21 protein-coding genes are annotated in these 23,475 nt (G+C 67.9%); 5 read left to right on the plus strand and 16 right to left on the minus strand.

Annotation, left to right across the window (positions count from 1 at the left end; genetic code table 11):
• Nucleotides 1-14: 14 nt before the first annotated feature.
• Complete coding sequence (locus ACQ754_RS12750; protein ID WP_440997412.1) at nt 15-1,223, minus strand: M24 family metallopeptidase; 1,209 nt, start codon at nt 1,221-1,223, stop codon at nt 15-17.
• Nucleotides 1,224-1,387: 164 nt separating this feature from the next.
• On the opposite strand from ACQ754_RS12750, the gene ACQ754_RS12755 reads away from it, so the two are divergent.
• Complete coding sequence (locus ACQ754_RS12755) at nt 1,388-2,431, plus strand: GlxA family transcriptional regulator (RefSeq protein WP_440997413.1); 1,044 nt, start codon at nt 1,388-1,390, stop codon at nt 2,429-2,431.
• A gap of 6 nt (nt 2,432-2,437) precedes the next feature.
• Here the strand turns inward: ACQ754_RS12755 and purU are convergent, their stop codons facing one another.
• From purU to ACQ754_RS12800, 9 genes are all read right to left on the minus strand, one after another.
• Nucleotides 2,438-3,319, minus strand: a complete 882-nt coding sequence (gene purU, locus ACQ754_RS12760) for a formyltetrahydrofolate deformylase (protein ID WP_440997414.1) — start codon at nt 3,317-3,319, stop codon at nt 2,438-2,440.
• Complete coding sequence (locus ACQ754_RS12765) at nt 3,316-3,999, minus strand: sarcosine oxidase subunit gamma (protein WP_440997415.1); 684 nt, start codon at nt 3,997-3,999, stop codon at nt 3,316-3,318. Before ACQ754_RS12765 ends, purU begins: the two co-directional genes overlap by 4 nt.
• Nucleotides 3,992-6,994, minus strand: coding sequence for a sarcosine oxidase subunit alpha family protein (locus ACQ754_RS12770; RefSeq protein ID WP_440997416.1), 3,003 nt, complete (start codon nt 6,992-6,994; stop codon nt 3,992-3,994). Before ACQ754_RS12770 ends, ACQ754_RS12765 begins: the two co-directional genes overlap by 8 nt.
• Nucleotides 6,991-7,272, minus strand: a complete 282-nt coding sequence (locus ACQ754_RS12775; RefSeq protein ID WP_440997417.1) for a sarcosine oxidase subunit delta — start codon at nt 7,270-7,272, stop codon at nt 6,991-6,993. Before ACQ754_RS12775 ends, ACQ754_RS12770 begins: the two co-directional genes overlap by 4 nt.
• 16 nt (nt 7,273-7,288) lie before the next feature.
• On the minus strand, nt 7,289-8,539 hold the full coding sequence (locus tag ACQ754_RS12780; RefSeq protein WP_440997418.1) for a sarcosine oxidase subunit beta family protein: 1,251 nt from the start codon (nt 8,537-8,539) through the stop codon (nt 7,289-7,291).
• Between the two features lie 14 nt (nt 8,540-8,553).
• Entirely contained in the window at nt 8,554-9,924 is a 1,371-nt protein-coding gene (locus tag ACQ754_RS12785; protein WP_440997419.1) for an L-serine ammonia-lyase, read from the minus strand.
• 11 nt (nt 9,925-9,935) lie between these two features.
• The gene (gene glyA / locus ACQ754_RS12790; protein WP_440997420.1) at nt 9,936-11,192 is read right to left on the minus strand and encodes a serine hydroxymethyltransferase; all 1,257 of its coding nucleotides are present in this window, start codon (nt 11,190-11,192) and stop codon (nt 9,936-9,938) included.
• A 224-nt stretch (nt 11,193-11,416) separates the two neighbouring features.
• Nucleotides 11,417-11,875 (minus strand): cupin domain-containing protein, encoded by a 459-nt coding sequence (locus ACQ754_RS12795; protein WP_440997421.1) that lies wholly within the window; start codon nt 11,873-11,875, stop codon nt 11,417-11,419.
• Nucleotides 11,875-12,492, minus strand: coding sequence for a methyltransferase domain-containing protein (locus ACQ754_RS12800; RefSeq protein WP_440997422.1), 618 nt, complete (start codon nt 12,490-12,492; stop codon nt 11,875-11,877). The genes ACQ754_RS12795 and ACQ754_RS12800 overlap by 1 nt, the downstream gene beginning before the upstream one ends.
• Nucleotides 12,493-12,571: 79 nt before the next feature.
• Here ACQ754_RS12800 and ACQ754_RS12805 point away from each other — a divergent pair, with 79 nt between their 5' ends.
• The 4 genes from ACQ754_RS12805 (at nt 12,572) to ACQ754_RS12820 (ending at nt 15,428) form a co-directional block, all read left to right on the plus strand.
• On the plus strand, nt 12,572-13,690 hold the full coding sequence (locus ACQ754_RS12805; protein WP_440997423.1) for a GlxA family transcriptional regulator: 1,119 nt from the start codon (nt 12,572-12,574) through the stop codon (nt 13,688-13,690).
• Between the two features lie 81 nt (nt 13,691-13,771).
• Nucleotides 13,772-14,044 carry a hypothetical protein gene (locus ACQ754_RS12810; RefSeq protein ID WP_440997424.1) on the plus strand — a complete coding sequence of 91 codons (273 nt, stop codon included), beginning with the start codon at nt 13,772-13,774 and terminating at the stop codon, nt 14,042-14,044.
• A 14-nt stretch (nt 14,045-14,058) separates the two neighbouring features.
• Entirely contained in the window at nt 14,059-14,481 is a 423-nt protein-coding gene (locus ACQ754_RS12815; RefSeq protein ID WP_440997425.1) for a hypothetical protein, read from the plus strand.
• Nucleotides 14,478-15,428, plus strand: coding sequence for a YihY/virulence factor BrkB family protein (locus ACQ754_RS12820; RefSeq protein WP_440997426.1), 951 nt, complete (start codon nt 14,478-14,480; stop codon nt 15,426-15,428). The genes ACQ754_RS12815 and ACQ754_RS12820 overlap by 4 nt, the downstream gene beginning before the upstream one ends.
• 39 nt (nt 15,429-15,467) lie before the next feature.
• On the opposite strand, the gene ACQ754_RS12825 is transcribed toward ACQ754_RS12820, so the two are convergent.
• The 6 genes from ACQ754_RS12825 to ACQ754_RS12850 are packed head-to-tail and all read right to left on the minus strand — an operon-like array spanning nt 15,468 to nt 23,365.
• Nucleotides 15,468-16,052: a nitrous oxide reductase accessory protein NosL gene (locus ACQ754_RS12825; RefSeq protein ID WP_440997427.1), complete on the minus strand. Its 585-nt coding sequence runs from the start codon at nt 16,050-16,052 to the stop codon at nt 15,468-15,470.
• A gap of 6 nt (nt 16,053-16,058) precedes the next feature.
• Nucleotides 16,059-16,880: an ABC transporter permease subunit gene (locus ACQ754_RS12830; protein WP_440997428.1), complete on the minus strand. Its 822-nt coding sequence runs from the start codon at nt 16,878-16,880 to the stop codon at nt 16,059-16,061.
• Entirely contained in the window at nt 16,877-17,794 is a 918-nt protein-coding gene (locus ACQ754_RS12835; RefSeq protein WP_440997429.1) for an ABC transporter ATP-binding protein, read from the minus strand. The genes ACQ754_RS12830 and ACQ754_RS12835 overlap by 4 nt, the downstream gene beginning before the upstream one ends.
• Nucleotides 17,791-19,095, minus strand: a complete 1,305-nt coding sequence (locus ACQ754_RS12840; RefSeq protein ID WP_440997430.1) for a nitrous oxide reductase family maturation protein NosD — start codon at nt 19,093-19,095, stop codon at nt 17,791-17,793. The genes ACQ754_RS12835 and ACQ754_RS12840 overlap by 4 nt, the downstream gene beginning before the upstream one ends.
• On the minus strand, nt 19,095-21,023 hold the full coding sequence (gene nosZ, locus ACQ754_RS12845) for a TAT-dependent nitrous-oxide reductase (protein ID WP_440997431.1): 1,929 nt from the start codon (nt 21,021-21,023) through the stop codon (nt 19,095-19,097). Before nosZ ends, ACQ754_RS12840 begins: the two co-directional genes overlap by 1 nt.
• Nucleotides 21,020-23,365, minus strand: a complete 2,346-nt coding sequence (locus ACQ754_RS12850; protein WP_440997432.1) for a 4Fe-4S binding protein — start codon at nt 23,363-23,365, stop codon at nt 21,020-21,022. The genes nosZ and ACQ754_RS12850 overlap by 4 nt, the downstream gene beginning before the upstream one ends.
• Nucleotides 23,366-23,475: the final 110 nt, after the last annotated feature.

Here is a 23,475-nt window from a genome sequence, read left to right on the forward strand (position 1 = left end):
CATTTCATTGTTTTTTAGGACTTGATGATGTTGTGCTCGGGGCCGTACGGGAATCCGGTGATGTTCTCCGCGCCGTCTTCGGTGACCACTAGGATGTCGTGTTCGCGATAGCCGCCGGCGCCCGGCTGGCCCTCGGGGATCATGATCATCGGCTCCATGGACACCACCATGCCCGGCTCGAGCACGGTCTTGATGTCCTCGCGCAGCTCCAAGCCCGCCTCGCGGCCGTAGTAATGGGAGAGCACGCCGAAGGAGTGGCCGTAGCCAAAGGTGCGGTACTTCAGCAGGTCGTGCTCGGCGTAGATCTCGTTGAGCGCTTGGGCGATGTCGCAGCAGCGCGCACCGGGACGGATCAGTTTCTGGCCCGCCTCGTGGACCTGGACGTTGACCTCCCACAGCCGCAGGTGCTCGTCCGAGCACTCCTCGGCGAACAGCGTGCGCTCCAGCGCCGTGTAGTAGCCCGCGGGCATGGGGAAGCAGTTGAGGCTGAGGATGTCGCCACGCTGGATCTTCCGGCTGGTGACGGGGTTGTGCGCGCCGTCGGTGTTGATCCCGGACTGGAACCAGGTCCAGGTGTCCATGAGCTCGGCGTGGGGGAAGGTGCGGGCGATCTCCCGGACCATCGCCTGGGTGGAGTGCAGCGCCACTTCGTGCTCCGGTACACCGACCCCGATCGCCTCCACGCAGGCGTGGCCGCCCACATCGGCGATCCGCGCGCTCTCCTTGATCTGGGCGATCTCCTCGTCGGATTTGATCATACGCAGCCGCATCGCCGGCTTACTGATGTCAACGATCTCGGCGGTGGGCAGCGCCCCCTGGAGCTTGCGCAGGTTCTCCAGGTTGATGTGGTCGAACTCGACGCCGACCCGCACCCCGTCGGGGATGAGATCCTTGACCGCGACGAAGAAGTTGTCCCGGTGCCAGTCGGTGTAGACGATGTTCTCGCCGAAGGTCCGCCGCCAGGGCTGGCCGCCGTCGATGTTGGCGGAGATGGAGGTGGAGCGCTCCGGGGTCACCACCAGCCCGTAGTTCCGGCCGAAGGCGCAGTAGAGGAAGTCGCTGTAGTAATTGATGTTGTGATAGGAGGTGAACAGCACGGCGTCGATGCCGCGCTCGCCCATCACCCGGCGCAGCCGGTCCAGGCGCGACTGCATCTCCGCATCGGAGAAGGTGCCAGTGACCTTCTCACCGTTGTCGATATGCAGGGTCTGCGGTAGATCCATGATCCCTCCTCTCATGGGTTTGTACTGATAGGCACAGCTTATGGGTTCACGGCGGAGGGCTTTCGATTGGGCACGAAGGGGAATAGCCTGTATCCGACATTGGCGTGGCGCCTCCCACCAAATCGCGCTACCTCCAGGACAGTGGAGGGCGCCAGGGGGAGGCCATGGACTCGTTCGCGGAGCAGATCATGCAGACCGGCCACATCCCGGAACACCTGGCCGGGAGCCCCCGGCCACTCAACGCCCTCGACAACGGCCACAATGCCGAACGTTTCGGCTTCCTGCTGGTACCGGGGTTCACCTACGTGGGCTTCGCCTGCGCCGTCGAGCCCCTGCGCCTGGCCAACATGGTGGCCGGCGAGGCGCGTTTCGAGGCGGTTACGGCGACACCGGACGGTGCCCCCGTCCGCGCCAGCAATGGTGTGCTCACCGCGCCGGACTTCTCGATCCGTGAGCTGCCCCCGCTGGACGCGCTGTTCGTCTGCGGCCCCAACCCCATCGCCTATCCCGACGAGCGCCGGCTGGTAGGGTGGTTGCGCATGCTCGCCGGCCGCCGCGTGGCCCTCGGCGGCATCGACACCGGCAGTTATCTGTTGGCCCGTGCCGGGCTACTGGACGGCTATCGCTGCACCATCCACTGGCAGGATCGCGAGGAGATGCTCTCGCGCTTCCCGGACATCGTGGTCTCCAACCACCTCTTCGAGCTCGACGGCGACCGTTACACCAGCAGTGGCGGTACCGCGGCCATGGATATGATGCTCCAGCTCATCGCCCGCCGGGATGACAGCGGCAGGCTGGCTGCGGCGGTGGCGGACCTACTGGTCCATGATCGCGTCCGCGACGACCGCGAGCCCCAGCGCGTACCGCTGCGCCAGCGCCTGGGCACCAGCCAGCCGCGGCTCCGCGAGGCGATCATGATCATGGAGGCGAACATCGAGGAGCCCCTGCGCCTCAATGAGCTTGCCGGGCATGTGGGGCTGTCGGAGCGACAGCTCGAGCGATTGTTCCGCCGCCACCTCGACTGCCCGCCCAGCCAGTACTATATGGAGCTGCGCCTGAACACCGCCCGCCAGCGGCTGCTATTCAGCGAGGAGTCCGTCACCGAGGTCGCCCGCAGCTGCGGCTTCCTGTCGGGCTCGCACTTCACCCGGCGCTACACCGCGCTGTTCGGCATCAGCCCCTCGGAGGAGCGCCGGCGCCACCCGTGAGCGGCGTCAGCGGAACACCACGGTCCGATCGCCGTTGAGGAAGACCCGGCGCTGGATGTGCAGCTTCACGGCCCGCGCCAACGCCAGGCACTCGCAGTCCCGGCCGGTGGCGGTCAACTCCGGGACCCGGTGGGTATGGTCCACCCGCTCCACCACCTGCTCGATGATCGGCCCCTCGTCCAGGTCCGGGGTGACGTAGTGGGCCGTGGCACCGATCAGCTTGACTCCGCGCTGGTAGGCCTGGCGGTACGGGCTCGCCCCCTTGAAGCCGGGCAGGAACGAATGGTGGATATTGATCGCGCGGCCGGCAAGCCGGCGGCAGAGGCCGTCGGAGAGGACCTGCATGTAGCGCGCGAGCACCACCAGCTCGGTGTCGGTCTCCTCGATGCGCGCCCAGAGCGCCGCCTCCTGCTCCGCCCGGTTCTCCGGGCCCACAGGCAGGTGGACGAAGGGCAGGTCGTGCGCCTCGGCGATGCCGCCGAGGTCCGGGTGATTGGAGACCACCGCGGTGACCTCCATCGCCAGTTCCCCGCGGGCCTGGCGGTGGAGCAGATCGCGCAGGCAGTGATCCAGCTTCGAGGCCATGATCAGCACCCGTGGACGCCGGGTGGTGTCGTGCACGGACCACTGCATGTCGAAGCGCCCCGCGACCTCGCCGAAGCCATGGGTCAGGGTCTCGATACCCGGCGAACGCCCGCGCTCGACACGAAACACCGTGCGGGCAAAGAAGCATCTCCGGTCCAGATCGTCGAACTGATCGAATTCCTCGACATAGCCCCCGTACCAATCCACATAGGCACTGATGCCGGCCACCTGCCCCCGGGCGCTGGGCCCGGAGGCGGTGAGCACGTAGCGCTCAAAGGCGTCGTCGTCCACGGTGGCGGTCATGACCGGCCCCCGCCGGCATGGCGACGCCACTCCTCCTCCATGGCACCGGCGTTGGTCTCCAGCGCCGGCTGGGGCGCGAGCACGGCCGGTTCATACTCGCCCGCGGCGTCCCGCAGCCACTGCCAGAGGTAATCGGCGAAGCTCCGGCGCACCACGACCTCGAAGGCCTCCCCGGGCCGGATCACCCGCAGGAACACCGAGGCCTTGGCGAGGACGGTCTGGGCGCAGGCGCCGGCGCCGAAGGCGCGGGGATGCACGTCCAGGGGCGTGCCCTTGGCCAGCACCTCCCGCGCATGGTCGCCATCCACGGCGATGACGGTCTGGCCGCTGGTGACGTCGGTGACCGCGTAATGCTCCCCCGCCAGGGCCTCGCGCAGGGCATCGCCCACTGGCCCCTGACGGTCCGGCGGCGTCATCACCAGCCATTCGTCGGGGCCGAGCCAGGCGACGACCACGTCCTCGCCCTCGCTGACCGTGTTCGCGACGGTGGGCGGGGCCACCCCCAGCACCTGCCGGCAGGCGTTGATAAAGGCCGGCGAGCCCGGGTCTCCGCGCAGGTTCAGATGGCCCAAGAAGGGGCGCTCGAACAGGGTCACCCCGGCATCTGCGGCACCGGCGCGATTGCCGGCGACCGCGTCCGTCTGGCCCACCAGCGGGCTCTCACGCTTGATCTCAGACATTCTGACGGGCTCCTTCCGGGTCGTAGAACACGGTGTCGGTGATCTCGGCGGCGACCACCCGGCCGTCGGGCTGGGGCGAATGCACCAGCTCGCCCTTGCGCTGATGGCCGCCCTTGACCACCGCCAGGGCGATGGAGCGACCGAGGTTGGCGCTGTAGTAGCTCGAGGTCACATGACCGACCATGGGCATCGGGATGGGCGCCTCCGGGTCATCCACCAGCTGAGCCCCCTCGGGCAGCACCGTGACCGGGTCCTGAGTGAGCAGGCCCACCAGCTGCTTGCGATCCGGCAGGACGATGTCGCTGCGATCCAGCGAGCGCTTGCCGAGGAAGTCCTTCTTCTTCTTGCCGATCGCCCAGTGCATGCCCAGATCCAGCGGCGTCACCGAGCCGTCGGTGTCCTGGCCGGCGATGATGAAGCCCTTCTCGGCACGGAGGATGTGCATGGTCTCGGTGCCGTAGGGGGTGATGCCGTAGGGCTCGCCGGCCGCCATCACCGCCTCCCAGACGTGGCGGCCATAGTGGGCGGGCACGTTGATCTCGAAGGCGAGCTCACCGGTGAAGCTGATCCGAAACACCCGCGCCGGCACCCCCGCCACCGTCCCTTCGCGGAAGGTCATGAAAGGGAACGCCTCCTGGGAGAGGTCGATGTCGTCGCACAGCGCCGCCACCACCTTGCGGCTGTCCGGCCCGTTGACCGCGACGGTGGCCCATTGGTCGGTCACCGAGGTCAGGTAGACCTGCATCTGCGGCCACTCGGTCTGCAGCCACTGCTCCATCCAGTGCAGCACGCCGGCGGCACCGCCGGTGGTGGTGGTCAGCAGGTAGTGGTTCTCGTCGAGCTTGGCGGTGACGCCGTCGTCGAAGACCATGCCGTCCTCATGGAGCATCAGCCCATAGCGGCACTGCCCGGTGGCCATCTTGCGGCGGCCGTTGGTGTAGATCAGGTCCAGGAAGACGTTGGCATCAAGGCCGCGGACGTCGATCTTGCCGAGCGTCGAGGCGTCCAGCACGCCCACGTGGCTGCGCACCGCCAGGCACTCCCGATCCAGGGCCTGCTGCATGCCCTCCCCGGCGCCCGGGTAGTACCAAGGGCGCTTCCACTGGCCGACGTTCTCGAACAGCGCGCCGTGGGCCACGTGCCACTCGTGCATGGCGGTCTTGCGCACCGGGTCCAGCAACTCGTCGCTCTCCCGCCCGGCGGCGGCGCCAAAGGTCACCGGTGTGTAGGCGGGGCGGAAGGTGGTGGTGCCGGTGCTGGGGATGTCCTGGCCCAGGGTCTCGGCCAGTATCCCCATGCCGTTGATGTTGCCGAGCCGGCCCTGGTCGGTTCCGAAACCGAGCGCCGTGTAGCGCTTGACATGCTCCACCGACTCATAGCCCTCCCGGGCGGCCAGGACGATGTCCGCGGCGCAGGTGTCGTTCTGGAAGTCGACGAACTGCTTGGATGCACGGCTCACCGGCTTGTCGGTGGGCACTCGCCACAGCGGCCGCAGCGGGGTTTCAGTCACCGCCTCGGCGTCGGGCAGGGACAAAAGATCACCGGTGGCGAAGCCCGCCCCGATCGCCGCCTCCCGTCCGGCCTCAGCCCCTGCGGCCAGACAGGCAGCGGTCTCCGCGGCGCCGGTGATTGCGCCGGCGAAGTGCTCGCCCTCCCGGGGGGCACCCGGCACGAAGGCGCTGAGATGGTCATCCCAGGCCGGGCGACCGCCGGCATGGCAGTGCAGGTGCACCACCGGCGACCAGCCACCGGAGACCGCCAGCAGGTCACAGTCGAGCCGCTGCGCGCCCCCGGCGAGCCGATCGCCGTCCAGGCCCCGGATGGTGACGCCGCGCAGGCGTTTGCCGCCGCGAGTATCGGTGATGACCGTGCCTTCGTGGATGGTGACGCCGCGGGCCCGCGCCCGCCCCGGCCAGGTGCCGTCAGCATCCCGGCGGGCGTCCACCACCGTCACCTCGGCACCGGCATCCCGGAGGTCCAGCGCGGTGCGGTAGGCGCTGTCGTTGTTGGTGAACACCACGGCCCGCTGGCCGGGGCGCACCGCGTAGCGGTGGATATAGGTGGACACCGCCGAGGCCAGCATCACCCCGGGGCGGTCGTTGTTGCCGAACACCAGGGGCCGCTCGATGGCACCCGTGGCGAGCACCACCTGTCCGGCACGCACGTGCCAGACCCGCTCGCGGACCTCGCCGGCCACATGGGCGCCCAGGTGATCGGTGCGCCGCTCGAGCAGCGCCAGGAAGTTGTGGTCGTAGTAGCCGAAGGCGGTGGTCCGGCGCATCACCCGCACCTCGGGCAACGCCTCCAGCTCGGCGACAGCGGCGCCCGCCCAGTCACTGCCGGGCGCACCATCCAGGCACTCGCGGCTGCCGAGCAGCGAACCGCCGAGCTCGGGGTTCTCGTCCACCAGCATCACCCGGGCGCCGCTGCGCCCCGCCTCCAGGGCGGCAGCCAGCCCGGCCGGGCCGGCACCGACCACCAGCACGTCGCAGTGGGCGTGCATATGGTCGTAGCGTGCGGGATCCGGTTCGGTGGGCGAGAGCCCCAACCCCGCCGCCTTGCGGATCTTCGCCTCGTAGCGCGGCCACATCCGCTCCGGCCACATGAAGGTCTTGTAGTAGAAGCCCGCGGGCATCAGCCGGGAGAGGAGGTTGTTCACCCCCATCAGGTCGTGCTCCAGGCTCGGGCTACCGTTGACCGTCCAGGCCTCCAGGCCGTCGTAGAGCTCCACCTGGGTGGCGCGCTGATCCGGCAGGGTGGTGGCGCCGCGGCCCACCTGAAGGATGGCATTGGGCTCCTCGGCGCCGGCACCCACGATGCCCCGGGGCCGGTGGTACTTGAAGCTCCGCCCCACCAGGGACACGCCATTGGCCAACAGCGCGGACGCCAGGGTATCGCCCTGGTAGGCACTGTAGTCCCGGCCATTGAAGCGGAAGGTCAGCGGGCGGTCGCGCTCCAGGCGGCCGCCCTCCGGGAGTCGGTTCGCCTGCGTCATGCCTGGCCTCCAGTGTCCGGGCCATCCATCGGGTAGACCGCCTCGATGCGATAGGTGGCGGTGTCACGGATGGCGTTGAAGAAGCGCCGGCAACCATGGGCGTGCATCCACTGCTCGTGGTGACGGCCCCGGGGGTTGCGGCGCATGAACAGGTACTCGGCCCACTGCTCGTCGCTGAGCACATCCGGGTCCGGCGGGCGGGTGACATGCGCCTCGCCGGCGTAGGAGAACTCCCGCTGATCCCGCGGGCCGCACCAGGGGCATTCAATCAGGAACATCTCGGTGACCTCCGCGTTAGTGGGCGACGCCGGCGGCGCCGTGCTCGTCGATGAGATAGCCGGTGGTGTAGCGCTCCAGCGAGAACGGCGCGTTCAGCGGGTGGGGCTCACCACGGGCCAGGGTGTGGGCGAACACCCAGCCCGAGCCCGGTGTGGCCTTGAATCCGCCGGTGCCCCAGCCGCAGTTGATGAAGAGGTTGTCCACCGGGGTCTTGCCGATGATCGGCGTGGCGTCCGGGCAGGTATCGACGGTGCCGCCCCAGTGCCGGAGCATGCGCATGCGGCTGAACACGGGGAAGAGCTCCTTCACCGCGGCGAGCGTCCCCTCGATGATGTTGAGGCTGCCCCGTTGGCCGTAGCCAATGTAGGAGTCGATGCCCGCGCCGATCACCAGCTCGCCCTTGTCGGACTGACTGACGTAGCCATGCACGGCGTTGGACATGATCACCGTGTCCAGGATGGGCTTGACCGGCTCGGAGACCAGCGCCTGCAGGGGGTGGCTCTCCACCGGCAGTCGGAAGCCCGCCATCTCGGCGAGCACGCCGGAGTTGCCGGCGACCACGATCCCCACCTTGCCGGCGCCGATCCGGCCACGGTTGGTCTCGACGCCGACCACCCGGCCGTTGTCCTGGTGGAAACCGGTGACCTCGCAGTTCTGGATGATGTCCACGCCGGCGGCGTCAGCGGCCCGGGCGAAGCCCCAGGCCACCGCGTCGTGGCGGGCCACGCCGGCGCGCTGCTGGAACGAGGCCCCGAGGATGGGATAGCGGGCGGCCGGCGAGGTGTTGAGGTAGGGCACGCGGCGGGCAAGCTCGTCGGCGTAGACCACCTCGCTGTCGATGCCGTTCAGGCGGTTGGCATTGACCCGGCGGTGGATGTCGCGCATGTCCTGGAGGTTGTGGCCCAGGTTATAGACCCCGCGCTGGCTGAACATGAGGTTGTAGTTCAGCTCCTGGCTGAGCCCCTCCCAGAGCTTCATGGACTTCTCGAAGAGGTGCGCCGCCTCGTCCCAGAGGTAGTTGGAGCGCACGATGGTGGTGTTGCGCGCGGTGTTGCCGCCGCCGAGCCAACCCTTCTCCAGCACCGCCACGTTGGTGATGCCGTGCTCCTTGGCTAGATAATAGGCCGTGGCCAGGCCGTGGCCGCCGGCACCGATGATCACCACGTCATAGGCGGGCTTGGGATCGGGGCTGCGCCAGGCGCGCTGCCAGTTCTCGTGATAGCTCAGTGCGTTGCGCACCAGGCTGAAGATGGAATAGCGACTCATGGTCTACTCCTGACTCAACATTCGATGACGTTCACGGCGAGCCCCCCGCGGGAGGTCTCCTTGTACTTGGTCTTCATGTCCGCCCCGGTCTGGCGCATGGTGCGGATCACCCGGTCCAGGGAGACGAAGTGCTGGCCGTCGCCGCGCAGCGCCATCCGCGCCGCGTGGATGGCCTTCACCGCACCCATGGCGTTGCGCTCGATGCACGGCACCTGCACCAGCCCCCCCACGGGGTCACAGGTCAGCCCCAGGTTGTGCTCCATGCCGATCTCCGCGGCGTTCTCCACCTGGGCGGGCGTGCCACCGAGGACCTCGGCCAGCGCCCCGGCGGCCATGGAGCAGGCCACCCCCACCTCCCCCTGGCAACCCACCTCGGCGCCGGAGATGGAGGCGTTCTCCTTGTAGAGCAGGCCGATGGCGGCGGCGGTGAGCAGGAAGCGCACCACCCCGTCCTCGTCGCCACCGCGGAAGCGGGTGAAGTAGTGCAGCACCGCCGGGATGATCCCGGCGGCACCGTTGGTGGGGGCGGTGACCACGCGGCCGCCGGAGGCGTTCTCCTCATTCACCGCCAGGGCGTAGAGGCTCACCCAGTCCATGACGTCCAGGGGATCGCCACGATCGGCCTGCTCGCGGAGCTTGCCGTACAGCGAAGCGGCGCGCCGGCGTACGTGCATGCCGCCCGGGAGCTCGCCCTCCCGGGCACAGCCATCGCGCACGCAGGCCTCCATCACCGACCAAATGCGCAGCAACCCCTCGCGAATGGCGGCCTCCTCGTGCCAGGCGCCCTCGTTGGCGAGCATCACCTCGCTGACCGCCAGGCCCTCCGCCTCGCAGTGGCCGAGAAGATCGGTGGCGGTGTGGAAGGGATAGGGCTGCGCCGTGGTGTCTTCCACGATGCGGGCCCGGCCCTCCTCATCGGGCTCCACCACGAAGCCGCCGCCCACGGAGTAGAAGGTGCGCTCGCTGAGCACGCCGCCCGCGGCGTCGTAGGCGAGGAAACGCATGCCGTTGGGATGGGCCGGCAGGCTCTTGCGCTTGTTCATCACCAACTGCCGGCGATGGTGAAAGGCCACCGGCTGGCGCCCGGCCAAGCTCAGCCGGCCCTGCTCGCGGATCGCGGCCACACGGGCGTCCACCCCTTCCACGTCCACGGTCTCCGGGTCCTCGCCCTCGAGGCCGAGCATCACCGCCGTATCCGAGCCGTGGCCCCGGCCGGTGGCCGCCAGCGAGCCATAGAGCTCGACGCGCACCCCCGCGACGCCGCTCAGGCCACCGTCGGCATCCAGCTCGCTGGCGAACCGCCGCGCGGCGCGCATCGGCCCCACGGTGTGCGAGCTCGACGGCCCGATGCCGATCTTGAAAAGCTCAAAGACGCTTACCGCCATGACGGCCTCCGCTATTGCCGGTACACCGGATGACGGGCGCACAGACCCAGGACCCGGCTGCGCACGGATTCGATCACCCCGTCGTCGTCCGGACGTTCCAGGACGTCGCACATCCAGCCCGCCAGCTGCCGGCACTCGTCCACGCCGAAGCCCCGGGTGGTCGCCGCGGCCGTGCCCACGCGGATGCCGGAGGTGACGAAGGGCGACTCCGGGTCATTGGGCACGGCGTTCTTGTTGACGGTGATATGGGCCCGGCCCAGGGCGGCCTCCGCCTGCTTGCCGTTGACGCCACGCCCCACCAGGCTGACCAGAAACAGGTGATCATCGGTGCCGCCGGAGACCACATCGAAGTCACGCTCCAAAAACACCTCGGCCATGGCCCGGGCGTTGTCGACAGTCTGGCGCTGAGCGGAACGGAACTCCGCGCTCATGGCCTCACGGAAGGCCACCGCCTTCCCGGCGATGACGTGCATCAACGGCCCGCCCTGGATACCGGGGAAGATCATGGCGTTGAGCTTCTTCTCCAGCTCCGGGTTCGAGCGGGCGAGGATCAGCCCGCCGCGGGGACCGCGCAGGGTCTTATGGGTGGTGGTGGTCACCACATGGGCGTGGGGCACCGGGTTCGGATAGGCCCCGGCGGCCACCAGGCCGGCCACGTGGGCCATGTCCACGAACAGCCACGCTCCCACCTCATCGGCGATGGCGCGGAAGCGCGCCCAGTCGAGCACGCGGGAATAGGCGGAGAAGCCCGCCACGATCATCCGCGGGCGGTGCTCGCGAGCCAGCCGGGCGACCGCCTCGTAGTCCACCTCCCCGGTGGTCTCGTCGATGCCGTATTGCACGGCGTTGAAGAGCTTGCCGGAGAAGTTCGGCTTGGCCCCGTGGGTGAGGTGACCGCCGTCCGCCAGGCTCATCCCGAGGATGGTGTCGCCGGGCTTCAACAGGGCGAAGTAGACGGCGGCGTTGGCCTGGGAGCCCGAGTGGGGCTGGACATTGGCGTAGTCCGCCTCGAAGAGCGCCTTGGCCCGGTCGACGGCCAGCTGCTCGGCGACGTCCACGTGCTCGCAGCCGCCATAGTAGCGCCGGCCCGGGTAGCCCTCGGCATACTTGTTGGTGAGCACACTCCCCTGGGCCTCCATCACCAGGGGACTGGTGTAGTTCTCCGAGGCGATGAGCTCGATATGGGATTCCTGGCGGCTCTCCTCGTCACGGATTGCCTGCCAGAGCTCGGGGTCGAAGTCACGGATGCGCTGTCCGGTATCGAACATGGGGCCCTCCTCCCGTCTGTGCCGCTAACGACACGCGTGCCTTGTACGGAGGGATTAGGCCCCTGCAAGCGGCAGGGCGGCTTGAAGATTTGCGGCATCCGGCGGGGGGAATCGGGGCAATGGCGCAGGCGTTTTAGTGGAGGTCGCAAACAGGCAAATGGCCGTACGACGTCAGCGGCGCCGTAGGCAGGCCCGCTATCGTCCTTGATGCTGTGCAGGCCGCACTACCGCTTGATGCGCTGAATATCCGAGTGCTCGACCACGTCCCACTCACCGGCATTTCGATATAGCCGCTTGTTCTGATTCGGATAGTCAGTGACGTCTTGTGTAAGGCGTTGCCCCATAACCAGACACACAAGGGGCTGGGTACCTGTGGCTTGCATCGAGTGTGCAACGCCATTTGCGGGACATCCGATGAAGTCGCCGGGACCGATCGAATGCACGTCTTCACCCAGGAATGCAGTCCCTTGCCCGGAAAGGACGTAGATGCACTCCTCCTCGAAGAGGTGGACGTGGTGCTCGGTGGAGTAGTCCCCAGGCAACACGGAGATTACATGAACGCCGATGTTCTTGAGGCCCACTGCATCGCCAAGAGATTTATTGGCCCGAACGGCGGATTCGTTGAGAAAATGAACCTTCTTTTGCCCTGTCATTTCCGCGATAGCCTGTGCCGATAGATACATCACTGCTCCTTTGCGGAGTCCGCATCGAGGTGACGGAAAGTGGCCATCTGGGTGGGTGGGCCAAGCTCGGGGTCCTGTTCGCCGATACCGCTGAAGCTCACCCGGTAGCCGTTGCGCCGGGCCACCCCACGGGCCCAGCGCCGGAAGCGGGTCCGGTCCCACTCGAAACAATGATCCGGCTCCCGGAACTCGCCGGGCCCCAGACCCAGCAGCGGGTTGTACTCACCGTTCGGCGTGGTCATGAACAGCCAACCGGGCCGGATGCGACCGAACACGCATTCTTCCACGCGGGAGAGATCCCCCGGATGGACGTGCTCGATGGTTTCCACCATGGCCGCGGCCTCATAGCCGGTAAGCGACGGTTGCGGCTCCGCGTAGGAGCCCCGGGCGAGACGGACACCGGTGGCGCCGTTGAGGAAGTCCGACAGCGCGGCCCGCGCCTGCGCCAGCGCCTGGCCGGACGCCTCGAGCCCCACGACCTCCTCGAACTGGCGGTCACGCGCCAACCGATGCATAAGGGCTCCCGAGCCGCATCCCAGGTCCAGCACACGGCGAGCACCGGTGGCCTTGATACAGCGGTGGACATGCTCAAGCCGGGTCTCGTGCAGCGGGGTCATCGGCGCTCCGTGGCGTGTTGGTGCAACGCGCGAGTCTACCTGCTCTGGCGGCCTGGTGCGCACCCCGGCATTCTCTGGGATGATCACCGTCATACTTCCCGATTCATTCTGCGCCATGAAGCACCAGGCCCCGGCAACCACTCCGTCCGCACCCCGCGTCCAGCTCTCCGTGGGTTTCGTGCTCCTGCCGCGGTTCACGCTGCTACCCTTCGCCGCCTTCGTGGACTGCCTGCGCCTGGCCGCCGACGAGGGCGACGCCAGCCGCCCTATCCGCTGCCGCTGGAGCTTCATGAGCCCCGATGGGGCGGACGTCGTCTCCAGCTGCGGCGCCCGCATCGGGCCGTGCGAACCCCTGGGGGAGCCCGAGCGCTTCGACTACGTGGTGGTGGTCGGCGGACTGCTGCCCGCCGGGCCACCGGCGGATAGCGCCACGGTGGCCTATCTACGGAGCGCGGCGGCACGGGGCATACCGCTGGTGGGGCTATGCACCGGTCCCTTCGCCATGATCCAGGCGGGGCTGATGCACGGGCGGCGCTGCTGCGTGAGCTGGTATCACTACCACGACCTCACCCAACGCATGCCGGATGTCGTCCCAGTGGCGGATCAGCTGTTCGTGGTCGACGGCGACCGCATCACCTGCGCCGGCGGCGCGGCGGCGGCGGACCTGGCGGCATGGCTGGTGGAGCGCCACCTCGGCCGGGCCTGGGCCCAGAAGAGCCTGCACATCATGCTCATCGACCATGCCCGCCGGGGCAGCACCTCCCAGCCCCAGCCGCCGCTGCACGAGGAGGTCGAGGACAACCGGGTGCGCCGCGCCATCCTGTTGATCGAGCAGCACCTGAGCCAACCGCTCAGCACCGAAGCCCTGGCCGCCCAGCTCAGCGTATCCCGGCGCCAGCTCGAGCGCAGCTTCCGCCGGGAGCTCGGCATGAGCCCGAGCCAGTTCTCCCGCAATCTCCGCCTGCGCTACGGGTTGTGGCTGCTGCAGCACACCGACCGCAGCATCACCGAGATCAGCGCCGAGTGCGGATTCGCTGATACCGCTCACTTCTCGCGTCAATTCCGGGCCCTGTTCGAGCACCCGCCCACCGCCTTCCGGCCGAGCGGCAAGGCGCCCCGCTCCGGCATTGCCCGCATCGGGCCCGAGGACCCGGCGGACGATCTGTTTGAACGGGCAGGCAGCCGACCACGTTCCTAGGCGGTGACGGTTTGCATCGGCGCCGGAAGCCCTCATAGTGTCGGTGGGAGACAGTCGCAACCAAACGGAGGGGTAGAAGCCATGGCGGAACAGGACGTCGAGAAACTGCGTAGCGAGATGAACCAGCTCCGCGAGGACCTGCGGGGGCTGACGGAAACGGTACGGGGGATCGCCTCCAGCCAGGGGGAGCAGGCCTACGAACGGGTCCGGGAGCGCGCCGCGGGGGCACGCCGGCGGGCCGAGGACATGGAGCAGCAGCTCGAACAGCAGATCGAGGAGCGGCCCCTGAGCAGCCTGCTGGTGGTGTTCGTCGGCGGGCTCATCGCCGGGCTCTTACTCCACAACCGCCGCTGAGCGGAGGCGCCGCGATGGGCGACGTACTTGCCCGGGCCTTGACCGCCCTCGCCGTGGCGACCCTCGCCGCCGTGGTGGGCATCGGCGGGCTGGGGTTCTTCGCCTACGCGGCGTATACCGCCCTGGCGCTGATCACTCCCCCCGCCGTGGCGGCGGCCCTGGTAGGGTTGCTCTGCCTGTTCGTCACAGCACTGCTGCTGCTAGTTGTCCGCAGCGTGGTGCATCCGCCGCCGCGGCGTCCATCGGCGAGCGCACCGGGGGCTGAGGGACGGCCGCAGGATACCGAGCTGGCCGCCCTCCTCGGCCGCCAGGCCGGCTCTTTCGTCCGCTCCAATTTCCGCGAGGCCGCCGGCGTCGCCTTCGTCAGTGGCCTAATCCTGGGGGTAAGCCCGCGGGCACGCCGGGCCCTGCGGGACCTGCTGCTCAACGACCGTTGAGCCTAAAGGCGCGGCTACGGGGGGCGGGCTCCCGCCAGTGGGCGGCCTGGATCGCCACGACCGTCCGCCGGCTGGCTGCCTTCGGCCGGCGGGTGCTGCGGGATTTCATGGCCAACCGCGGCATCCTGCTGGCCGGAGGGGTCGGCTACAACGTGCTGCTCTCGGTGGTGCCCTTCTTCGCCGTGTGCACCGCTGTGCTGTCGACCGTGGTGGACCAGGCCCGGCTGGTGACCACCGTCCGTACCCAGACCCAGTTCCTCGCCCCGGGGTACGCGGGCATCGTCGCCGACGCCGTGGAGGAGTTTCTCGAAACCCCCGCGGTGCTCGGCGTAATCAGTTTCCTGGTGCTCCTGTTCTTCAGCTCCCTGGCATTTCGCATGCTCGAGGACGCTATCGCCATCATCTTCCACCGTCACAAGCCATCTCAGCACCGCAGCCTCTGGTTCTCGGCCATCCTGCCCTACCTCTACGTGGTGGCCCTGAGCCTGGGCATCCTGACCCTGACGGTGGTGGGCGCCGTGGTGGACGCGCTCAGTGGCCGGCTGATATCGGTGCTCGGGATGGAGTGGACGCTGGAGCGGGCGCCGACGGCGGTGCTCTACGTCTTCGGTTTCCTCGGCATCGCACTGCTGTTCGCCTCCGTCTACAAGGTGCTCCCGGTGGTCAAGGTCTCGCTCCGGCGGGCCCTGGTCGGCGGTTTCGTCGCCGCGGCCCTTTGGGAGCTCACCCTGCAGGCGGTGATGTATTACTTCGACAACATCTCCCTGGTGAATGCCATCTACGGCTCCTTCGCCACAGTGATCGTGGTACTGCTGAGCCTGGAGCTCGGCGCGGTGATCCTACTGCTCGGCGCCCAGGTTATCGCCGAGCTCGAACGCAGTGCCGAGGCCGGGCTGCCGTGGTACCGGGCACCGGAGGATCGCCCACCGCCCCATGGGAGCCCATGACGGCGGGGCGGTAGTTCCCCAATTGGGGGGAACGCGCGGCTACCCGCCCTCCGGGACGAGGCGCTCGCAGCCTTCACCGGAGCCCATCATGTTGGGCGAGTCGATGGCTTCAATGGAGCGCTCCTGGATATAGTCCGCCGGGATCTCATCCCAGGCGACCGGCTCGCCACCGTGTAGCTCGATGAAGGCCTCGGCGGCCTCGCGCTGCGAGAACGGCACCGCCTCCAGGGCCCCCATGCCGCCGCGGCACTCGCTGTCGATGACGTAGACGGCCTCCTCCGCGGCGATCCACTGCTGGGGCTGGGCCCAGCCGTCGGCCCGGGCCATGTCCGTGACGTAGATCGCCGCGATGTCGCTGCTCTCCTCCGGGGACAGGGTGAAGGCCACGGCATCGCGTACCTGGGAGAACCACAGCGGCTCGTCGGCGCCACCGAGATGGATCTGCGCCTTGGGGCCGCGGTGATCCACCAGGATCATACGCCCGTAATAGGTGATGGCCTCGCGGGTGGGCTCCACCGCCGCCGGTGGCCTGCCGGACTCCTCCGGCTGGCAGCCGACAATCATCGCCGTCCCCAGGCCACACAGCAGTGCCGTTACCGCACCGCGGATCCGCGCCCATGCCATCACTGCTCAGAACTCCTTCTTCCGGAAGATAAGCCAGGACAGCCCCAGGGGTAGGACCACCCAGACCAACAGCGAGAGAAAGGGCTGCCAGGGCGGCACACCGCTGCCTGCGGCGCCGAGGCCGGAGAAGGCAGCCACTTCGGCCATACCGCTGAGGTTGAACAACCGGTAGGCGTCCGCCGGGTTGATCAGCAGCAGCGCCGGGACCACGCGGCCGATGAGCCCCTCTCCGCCGGTGGCCGTCAGCGCCGCCAGAAGCCCCATATCGTAGAGCACAACCAGCAGCAGCCATACCGCCACCGCCAGGCCGGCAGCGGTACTGCGCTCCGCGACCACGACGCTGAGCAGGTACCCGACACCCACGAACACCCAACCGAGCAACACCGAGGAGAGGATCAGTGCGCCGAAGGCCCGCAACCCCGTGGCGTCGACGCCACCGGTGAAGGCGATCACCATCGCCGCCAATCCAAAGCCGACGATGGTGGCGAAGGCGAGGATGGCCCCGTGGCCGACGAACTTGCCCGCCAGCACCTGCCAGCGAGAGAGGGGATAGGCGAGCAGGAGCAGCAGCGTGCCGTTTTCCACCTCACCCACCACGGCATCGTAGGTCAGCAACAGTGCGATCAGCGGCAACAGATAGATGGACAGTGACGACAGCGATACCACGTTCACGGTAAGGCTCGCCGCCCCCACCTCCCCGGTCGGCGTGCTGCCCAGGAAGGCCAGCACCAAGGCCAGCACCGCGAGCAGCCCGGTGGCGGCGATCACCCAGCGGTTGCGCAGGCCGGCACGGATCTCGCGGCCGGCGAGGATCAGCACCGGGCTCATCGCCGATCCCCCTCCGCGGCACCGTAATGGGCATAGACCTCGTCCAGGCTCGGCGGGAAGATCTCCAGGTCCCGCACCGCCTCGCTGTCCAGCTCGGTGAGCCGGCGGATGGCGGTCATCTTCTCCGCCGCCTCCACGGCGAGCTCGATGCGGCTGTCGGCCCGCTCCAGGACCGGGTAACCCAGGGCCTCCACGCCGTCGGCTCGCCCGTTGACATGGACACGCAAGCGAATCGGCAGGTCGGCCTCCCGGCACAGCCCATCCAGGGTGTTGCAGGCGGTGAGCCGCCCCTGATTCATGATGGCGATCCGGTCGGTGCGCATCTCGAGCTCCGTGAGCACGTGGGAGGAGATGAGGATCGTCGTGCCCTCCTTCTGCAGCTCGGCGAGGATCTCGTAGAAGGTCTGTCGCAGCATCGGGTCCAGGCCGCTGGTGGGCTCGTCGAGCAGCAGCAGACCCGGCGCCCCGATCAAGGCCTGGGCGAGGCCGAGGCGCTGACGCATGCCCTTGGAGTAAGTGCGAACGCGATTACCGGCGGCCTCCGCGAGACCGACCCGTTCCAGCAGCGCATCGGCACGGGTCACGGGCTGGCCCTTGAGGCGGGCGAAAACGTGCACCACCTCCCGACCGGTCATGCCGCCGGCGAAGACCACGTTCTCCGGGAGGAAGCCGATCCGCGCGCGCAGCGCCACGGACCCACCGCTACCCGGCTCCGTGCCCAGCACCCGAACACGCCCGGCGCTGATACCGGTGAGCCCGAGCAGGACCTTCATCAGCGTGGTCTTGCCCGCCCCGTTGTGACCGAGCAGCGCGAGGCGTTCGCCGCGGGGGACCTCCAGGTCCACCCCGTCGAGGGCCCGGAAGTGGCGATAGTTTTTCTCCAGGGCGCGGATCTCGACGGCGGGATCGCTCATCCACGCACCTCGGCGGCCACGGCATCGGGGAGCTCCGGCGGCGCCATCAGCGGCGCGGTGTCGACCACACCGCCGGGGCGAATGGATGGAAAGGCGGACTGGGCCCAGCGCAGCAGCTGCACCGCCGGGCTGGAGAGCAGCAGCTTGGCCTGGGGGACCCGCCACATGATCTGATCCACGATGCCATTGGGGCGGTAGGCCTGATCGGCGATGCCGTCCCCGTCCAGATCGAACGCGGGGTGATCACTCCAGTAATTGCCCCGTTCCTCATCCGCCCAGCGGAGGTTGCGGGTGCCCACGTACTTCACCTGGGTGCGATTGCCGATAAAGGCGTTCTCCACCAGGGTGTTCTGCTCCGAACCGGCGGTGAAGTGGACCCCGAGCTCGCAGCCCTGGAATCGATTACCGCGGAACTCGTTGTAATTGGCGTTGTAGATGAACACGCACTTCTCGCCGCCCTCGACCACCGCATTATCGGTGATCTGGCTGTAGTTGGCGAAGTTGAACATCAGCCCATGATCACGGTCGCCGCGGGAGACGTTGCCGCGGACCTCGATGCGATTGGAATACATGATCGCATAGCCGATGTGGTTGCCCACGGAGACATTGTCGCGGACAGTGCTGTCCTCCGTGTACATGTAATGCACCCCGTAGCGCAGGTCCTCGAAGCGGTTGCCGGCGAACAGGTTGCGCTTGCTGGTGGTGGTGAAGATGCCGTCGCGACCGTAGCGGACGCGGTTGCCGATGATCCGCGCATCCGGCGCGTTCCATAGGTATACCCCATTGCCGCGCTCGCTCATGCGCAGGTCCCGCCGGCCGATGATCACGTTGTCGGCCACCAGGCTCCGCTCCGCCCCTTCAACGTGGACGCCGAAGAGGTTGCCCTCGATACGGTTGTCCGTCACCACGGCACCGGTGGCCTGCTGGGTGAGCACCACGCCGGAATCCATCCGCTCCAGGCTCAGCCCGGATCCACGGATGGTGAGGCCACGCACCACCGCCTCCGGGGCGGTGACGGTGATGACACTGCTCTCGCCATCCCCCTCCACCACCGAGCCGGCCTCCCCTTCCAGGGTAATGGGCTTATCGATAATCACCGGCCCCCGGTGGACGCCCTGATCGAGGCGAAGGATGTCCCCATCGGAGGCAGCCTCGATTCGCTCGGCCAGGGTCTGCGCCCACGAGGGGGTGGCGGCCAGGATCAGGGGGAAGACCATCAGCGACCAGCGACCCCAGCGAAAAAGGGCGGGCCTTCCGGCCCGCCCCCTCCGCCCCGCGGCCGTGCCGGGGTTATCGTGCATCAGGCCTCCTTCGGCTCCACCAGCATCCGCCCGCGCATCTCCATGTGCAGGGCATGGCAGAACCACTGGCAGTAGTACCAGTACACGCCGGGGCGATCCGCCACGAAGGTGATCGACGAGGTCTGCTGGGGCGAGACCTCCATGGCCACACCGTAGTTCTCCATGGTGAAGCCGTGGCTGAGGTCCTCGATGGAGTCCATGTTGGTCACCACCACGGTGACCTCGTCGCCCTGCTTCACCCGGAACTCGTTCATGCTGAACTTCGGGGCGATGGAGAACATATACACCCGCACCTTGTTGCCGTCACGCACCACGGTGTTGGCGCCCATGAGATTGACCCCATCGGCCTCGGCCATCTTTACCGTGTCCGCGAACATGGGGTCGTCCCGCGTCCAGGTACGGCTCGGGTTCACGATGTCCGGCCGGACGATGATGATGTCGTGGGGCTCGGAGAAGGTGGGGCCGTCGTGGACCAGCTTCATCTCGTCGCCGGAGATATCGATGAGCTGGTCGTTCTCCGGCTTCAGCGGGCCCACGTTCAGGAACCGGTCCTTGGAGAACTTATTCAGCGAAACCAGCCACCGGCCGTCGGCCTCCTTGGTCTCGCCCATGGAGGTGTGGTTGTGGCCCGGCTGATAGTGCACATCCAGCTTCTGGGCGATGGGGTCCACGTCCTCGCCGTTGAAGGCCTGGATGGCCTTCTCCATGTCCCATTTTACGATCTGGCTGTCGATGAAGACCGTGGTATAGGCATTACCGCGGCCGTCGAAGGCCGTGTGCAGCGGCCCGAGCCCCAGCTCCGGCTCGGCGACGATGGCATCCCGGGGCTCGCCGTTGCCCTCGAAGATGGCATCGAGCTTGGTCACGTCCATCAGCGAGACCGTGGGCGAGAGCTTGCCGTTGATGGCCACATACTTGCCGTCCGGCGCCGTGTTGATGCCGTGGGGACTCTTGGAGATGGGGATATAGACGGTGTACGGGGAACCGTGGCGGCCGTCGACGACGGGGACGCCTTCCATCATCTCCGCGTCGCCGTTGGACACCGCCTCCTCGATGCGCGCGATGTTGAACACCACCACCCAGTCCTGCTCCTGGGCGGTCATCTCCTCAAGGGTGGTTCCGCCCTCGGAGTTGTAGCAGGTGGAAAACGTGTACTTGCCCTGGTAGTCGGAGTCGTTGTTGTCCAGGTTGCCGTCGACGATGACCTGCCAGGCCACCTCCATGGTGTCGCCGTCAACGGCAGAGAAGATCGCGTGGTACTTGCTGGGGTCGTCGAGGTCACGGCCATCGTTGGGCACCGGGATGCGATGCTCGCCGTTGACGAAGACGTAGCCGGTTTTTGATTTCTGCGGGCGCATGCCATGCATGGCCGTTGCGTTGGGGATCTCGGTGATCTTGTCGCACTTCATGACGTCGCAGCGGATGCGCGCCATACGGCGATTGGCCTTGTCCTGGATGAAGACATAGCGGCCGTCGTAGGTGCCGTCGGTGAACGACATGTGCGGATGGTGGGCATCGCCGTTGAGCCATACGCCCTTACGGCTCTCGCCATGGGCGTCGAGATAGGCCTTGGTGTCCTCGGTGAGCCCGTCACGGAGGACCTTCAGGCTCTCGTTGGTGCTTCCCCAACCCGTAGCGGAACAGCGGTTGAACACCGGGATGCGCACCAGCTCACGCATCGAGGGGATGCCATAGACGCGGACCTCGCCGGTCTGGCCGCTGGAGTAGAAGCCGTAGTAGTCGTCCAGCTGCCCCGGCGCTACCGAGGCGGAGCCTTCCGCCGCCTGGGCCGTGCGGGGCTGCAGCGCCCAGCCGGCACCGAGGCCGCCGGCTACGCCGGTAAGCCCCGCCATGGTGGCGAGCTTGGTGGAGCCACCGAGGAACTCCCGGCGGGTAACGCCTTCCTTTCGTTTTTCGTCCGTCATCATCCGTTCTCCTGTGTCGGATCGTCTTGTTTCGATGAGCGGGGCCCTTCCCCGCCCACCTTGTGCACAGCGGCCCCGCCGGACGAACCCTCTCCCCCGGTATCGGCCCCTGAATCTCCCTGCTTGCCCCGACGTCCGAGCGCCCTACGCCGCTCACGCTTGAGACGGCGGGTCACGTTGTGGGGGCAGCGGTGGTCGTCGAAGTACAGCTCCTGACAGTGCAGGCAGTAGATGCACTCGTTGACGTTGATGTGCCCCTCCGGGTGGATGGACTGCACCGGGCACTCCCGGGCGCAGCGATGGCACTGGGTGCCGCACTCCGGCCAGCGCTTGAGCCACTCGAAGGTGCGTAGCCGCGCGGGGATAGCCAGGGCGGCACCCAGCGGGCAGAGGTAGCGGCAGAAGAAGCGCTCGATGAACAGCCCGATGAACAGCAACACCAGCGCGTAGACCACGTACGGCCAGTCACGCACGAAATTGAGGATGATCGCCGTCTTGAACGGCTCCACCTCGGCGAATCGCTCCGCGAGCGCCAGGTCGTAGAGGGCGAGGCCGAACAGCAACAGGAAGAGGATGTACTTGATCGGCCACAGCCGCTCGTGGACCTCGAAGGGCACGCGGATCTGCTTGACGCCCAGGCGCTGGGCGATGTGGTTAGTCAGCTCCTGCAGCGCCCCGAACGGGCAGAGCCAGCCGCAGAACGCCCCCCGGGCCCAGAAGATCATCGCCGCCGCGGTGGCCGCCCAGAGGATGAACACCAGCGGGTCCATCAGGAAATACGACCAACTGAACCCGGTGAGCACCGAATTGGTCAGGGTGAAGATGTTCACCACCGAGAGCTGGGCATTGGACCACCAGCCGAGCCAGACCAGCACGAAGGCCAGCACGCCGTAGCGGGTCCATTTCAGCAACGTCGGCCGGCGCGCGAGCCAGGTCTGGAAAAAGAAGATCACCGTCACCACCGCCAACAACACGGCGAGGATGGCGATGGGCACGGTCTTGTTCTCCCAGGCCCGCTTCCACAGGCCCGCGGCGCGGTCCGGTGTGGCGCCACCACCCGCTGCGAGGCGCCGCTCCCCGTCCCCCGGGCCCGCTGCGGGGCCGGCGCCGCCCGCCTGCGCCTCGGGCTCGGGTTCCGGCGGCGGGTCGGTGAGGTAGTGCTCCGGCGGCTCATACGCGACCGTGAAACGGGTGAAGACCTTGGACAGCGCCCCGGTTTCCCGCTGCACCAGCAACGCCAGCTTCCAGGGCTGAACGGGGTCGAACTGGGCATCCGCCGGTACGGTGAACACGCTGACCTCGTCGAACTCCGGGGCCCCCTCGGCAGCCAACTGCCCGAGGCGGGTGTGGTGGTAGTCGTGGAAGCGCGTGGTGCCGCCGGAATGGCTCATCTCAATGCGGTCGAAGATCCCGCCGCGCACATAGCCGGAGCCCTTGAACGAGTAGCGCCCGCGTCCGGCGACGAAGATCGCCTCCTCGCCCTCCTCCAGCTGCTCCTGCAGGTTCGCCCAGCGGCGCTCACCGAGCAGCGAGCGACCCACGCTCGGGATGCTCACCAGCCCGGTGTGCAGCTCGATGAACGTATCCTCCGGGGGCCCCGACTCGGGGCGCTCCGCGGCCTCCGGGTGGTCCTCCATCGCCTCGAAGGCCTCGTTGACCTCGGCGACCGTGATCTCCCGGGAGGCGATGGCCCCTTCCTCTTGTAGCGTCGCCCAGTCCTTGACCTCCACTGGCTGATCCCGGTCGATGTCGCGGCTGGGCCCGGTATCGGCCGGACCCGCGGCCTCGAGCCCGCCCAGACCCAGCCGCCGGGCCACCTGGTTGGCGGCCCAGAGCACGCTGTCCTCCATGACCAGCACCGTCACCGTCGCGCCGGAGACGATGTCCACCGACTGCTCGGTCTCCGTACCTTGGGTCGCATCGAAGCCGTTGAACTGGTCCAGGAAGTCCCGGATCTTCTGCTCGGGGATGCCGATCAGCACGATGGGCTCATCGTGCTGCACCAGCTTGCTGCCGCGAATGATGCCCTCCTCATCCACGCCGACGAGGATATGCAGCGGTTTGCTGGAATAGCCGATGGCGCGACTGTAGTCGGTGTTCAGCACCGCGTAGCCCACCCGATCATCGCCCTCATAGACCGCCGCCCCCGGGGGATCCTCCTGCACCGCGCCGAAGCGGTCGGCCCCGGGGATCAGCTCCGAGGGCTCCGCCTCCTCAAGGAATCCCTGCAACGACTGCGCCGCCGCCAGCCCCGGGAACAGCAGGAGCAGGCAAACGAACATCAGGATGACGGTACGGATCTGGCGCAGGGGCAGGGGGGCGTGGCGGCGGGCGTACTCGCACATGAACGCGTATCCTTGTGACGGCGCCAACGGCGTCGGGAAGGCGCACGAAGCGGCGATTTGATGTAACGAGGATGCTACGCAGGGAGAATCGCGGACATCTTGATCGCGGT

This window comes from Arhodomonas sp. SL1 (genome assembly GCF_052060015.1).
Taxonomy (GTDB): domain Bacteria; phylum Pseudomonadota; class Gammaproteobacteria; order Nitrococcales; family Nitrococcaceae; genus Arhodomonas.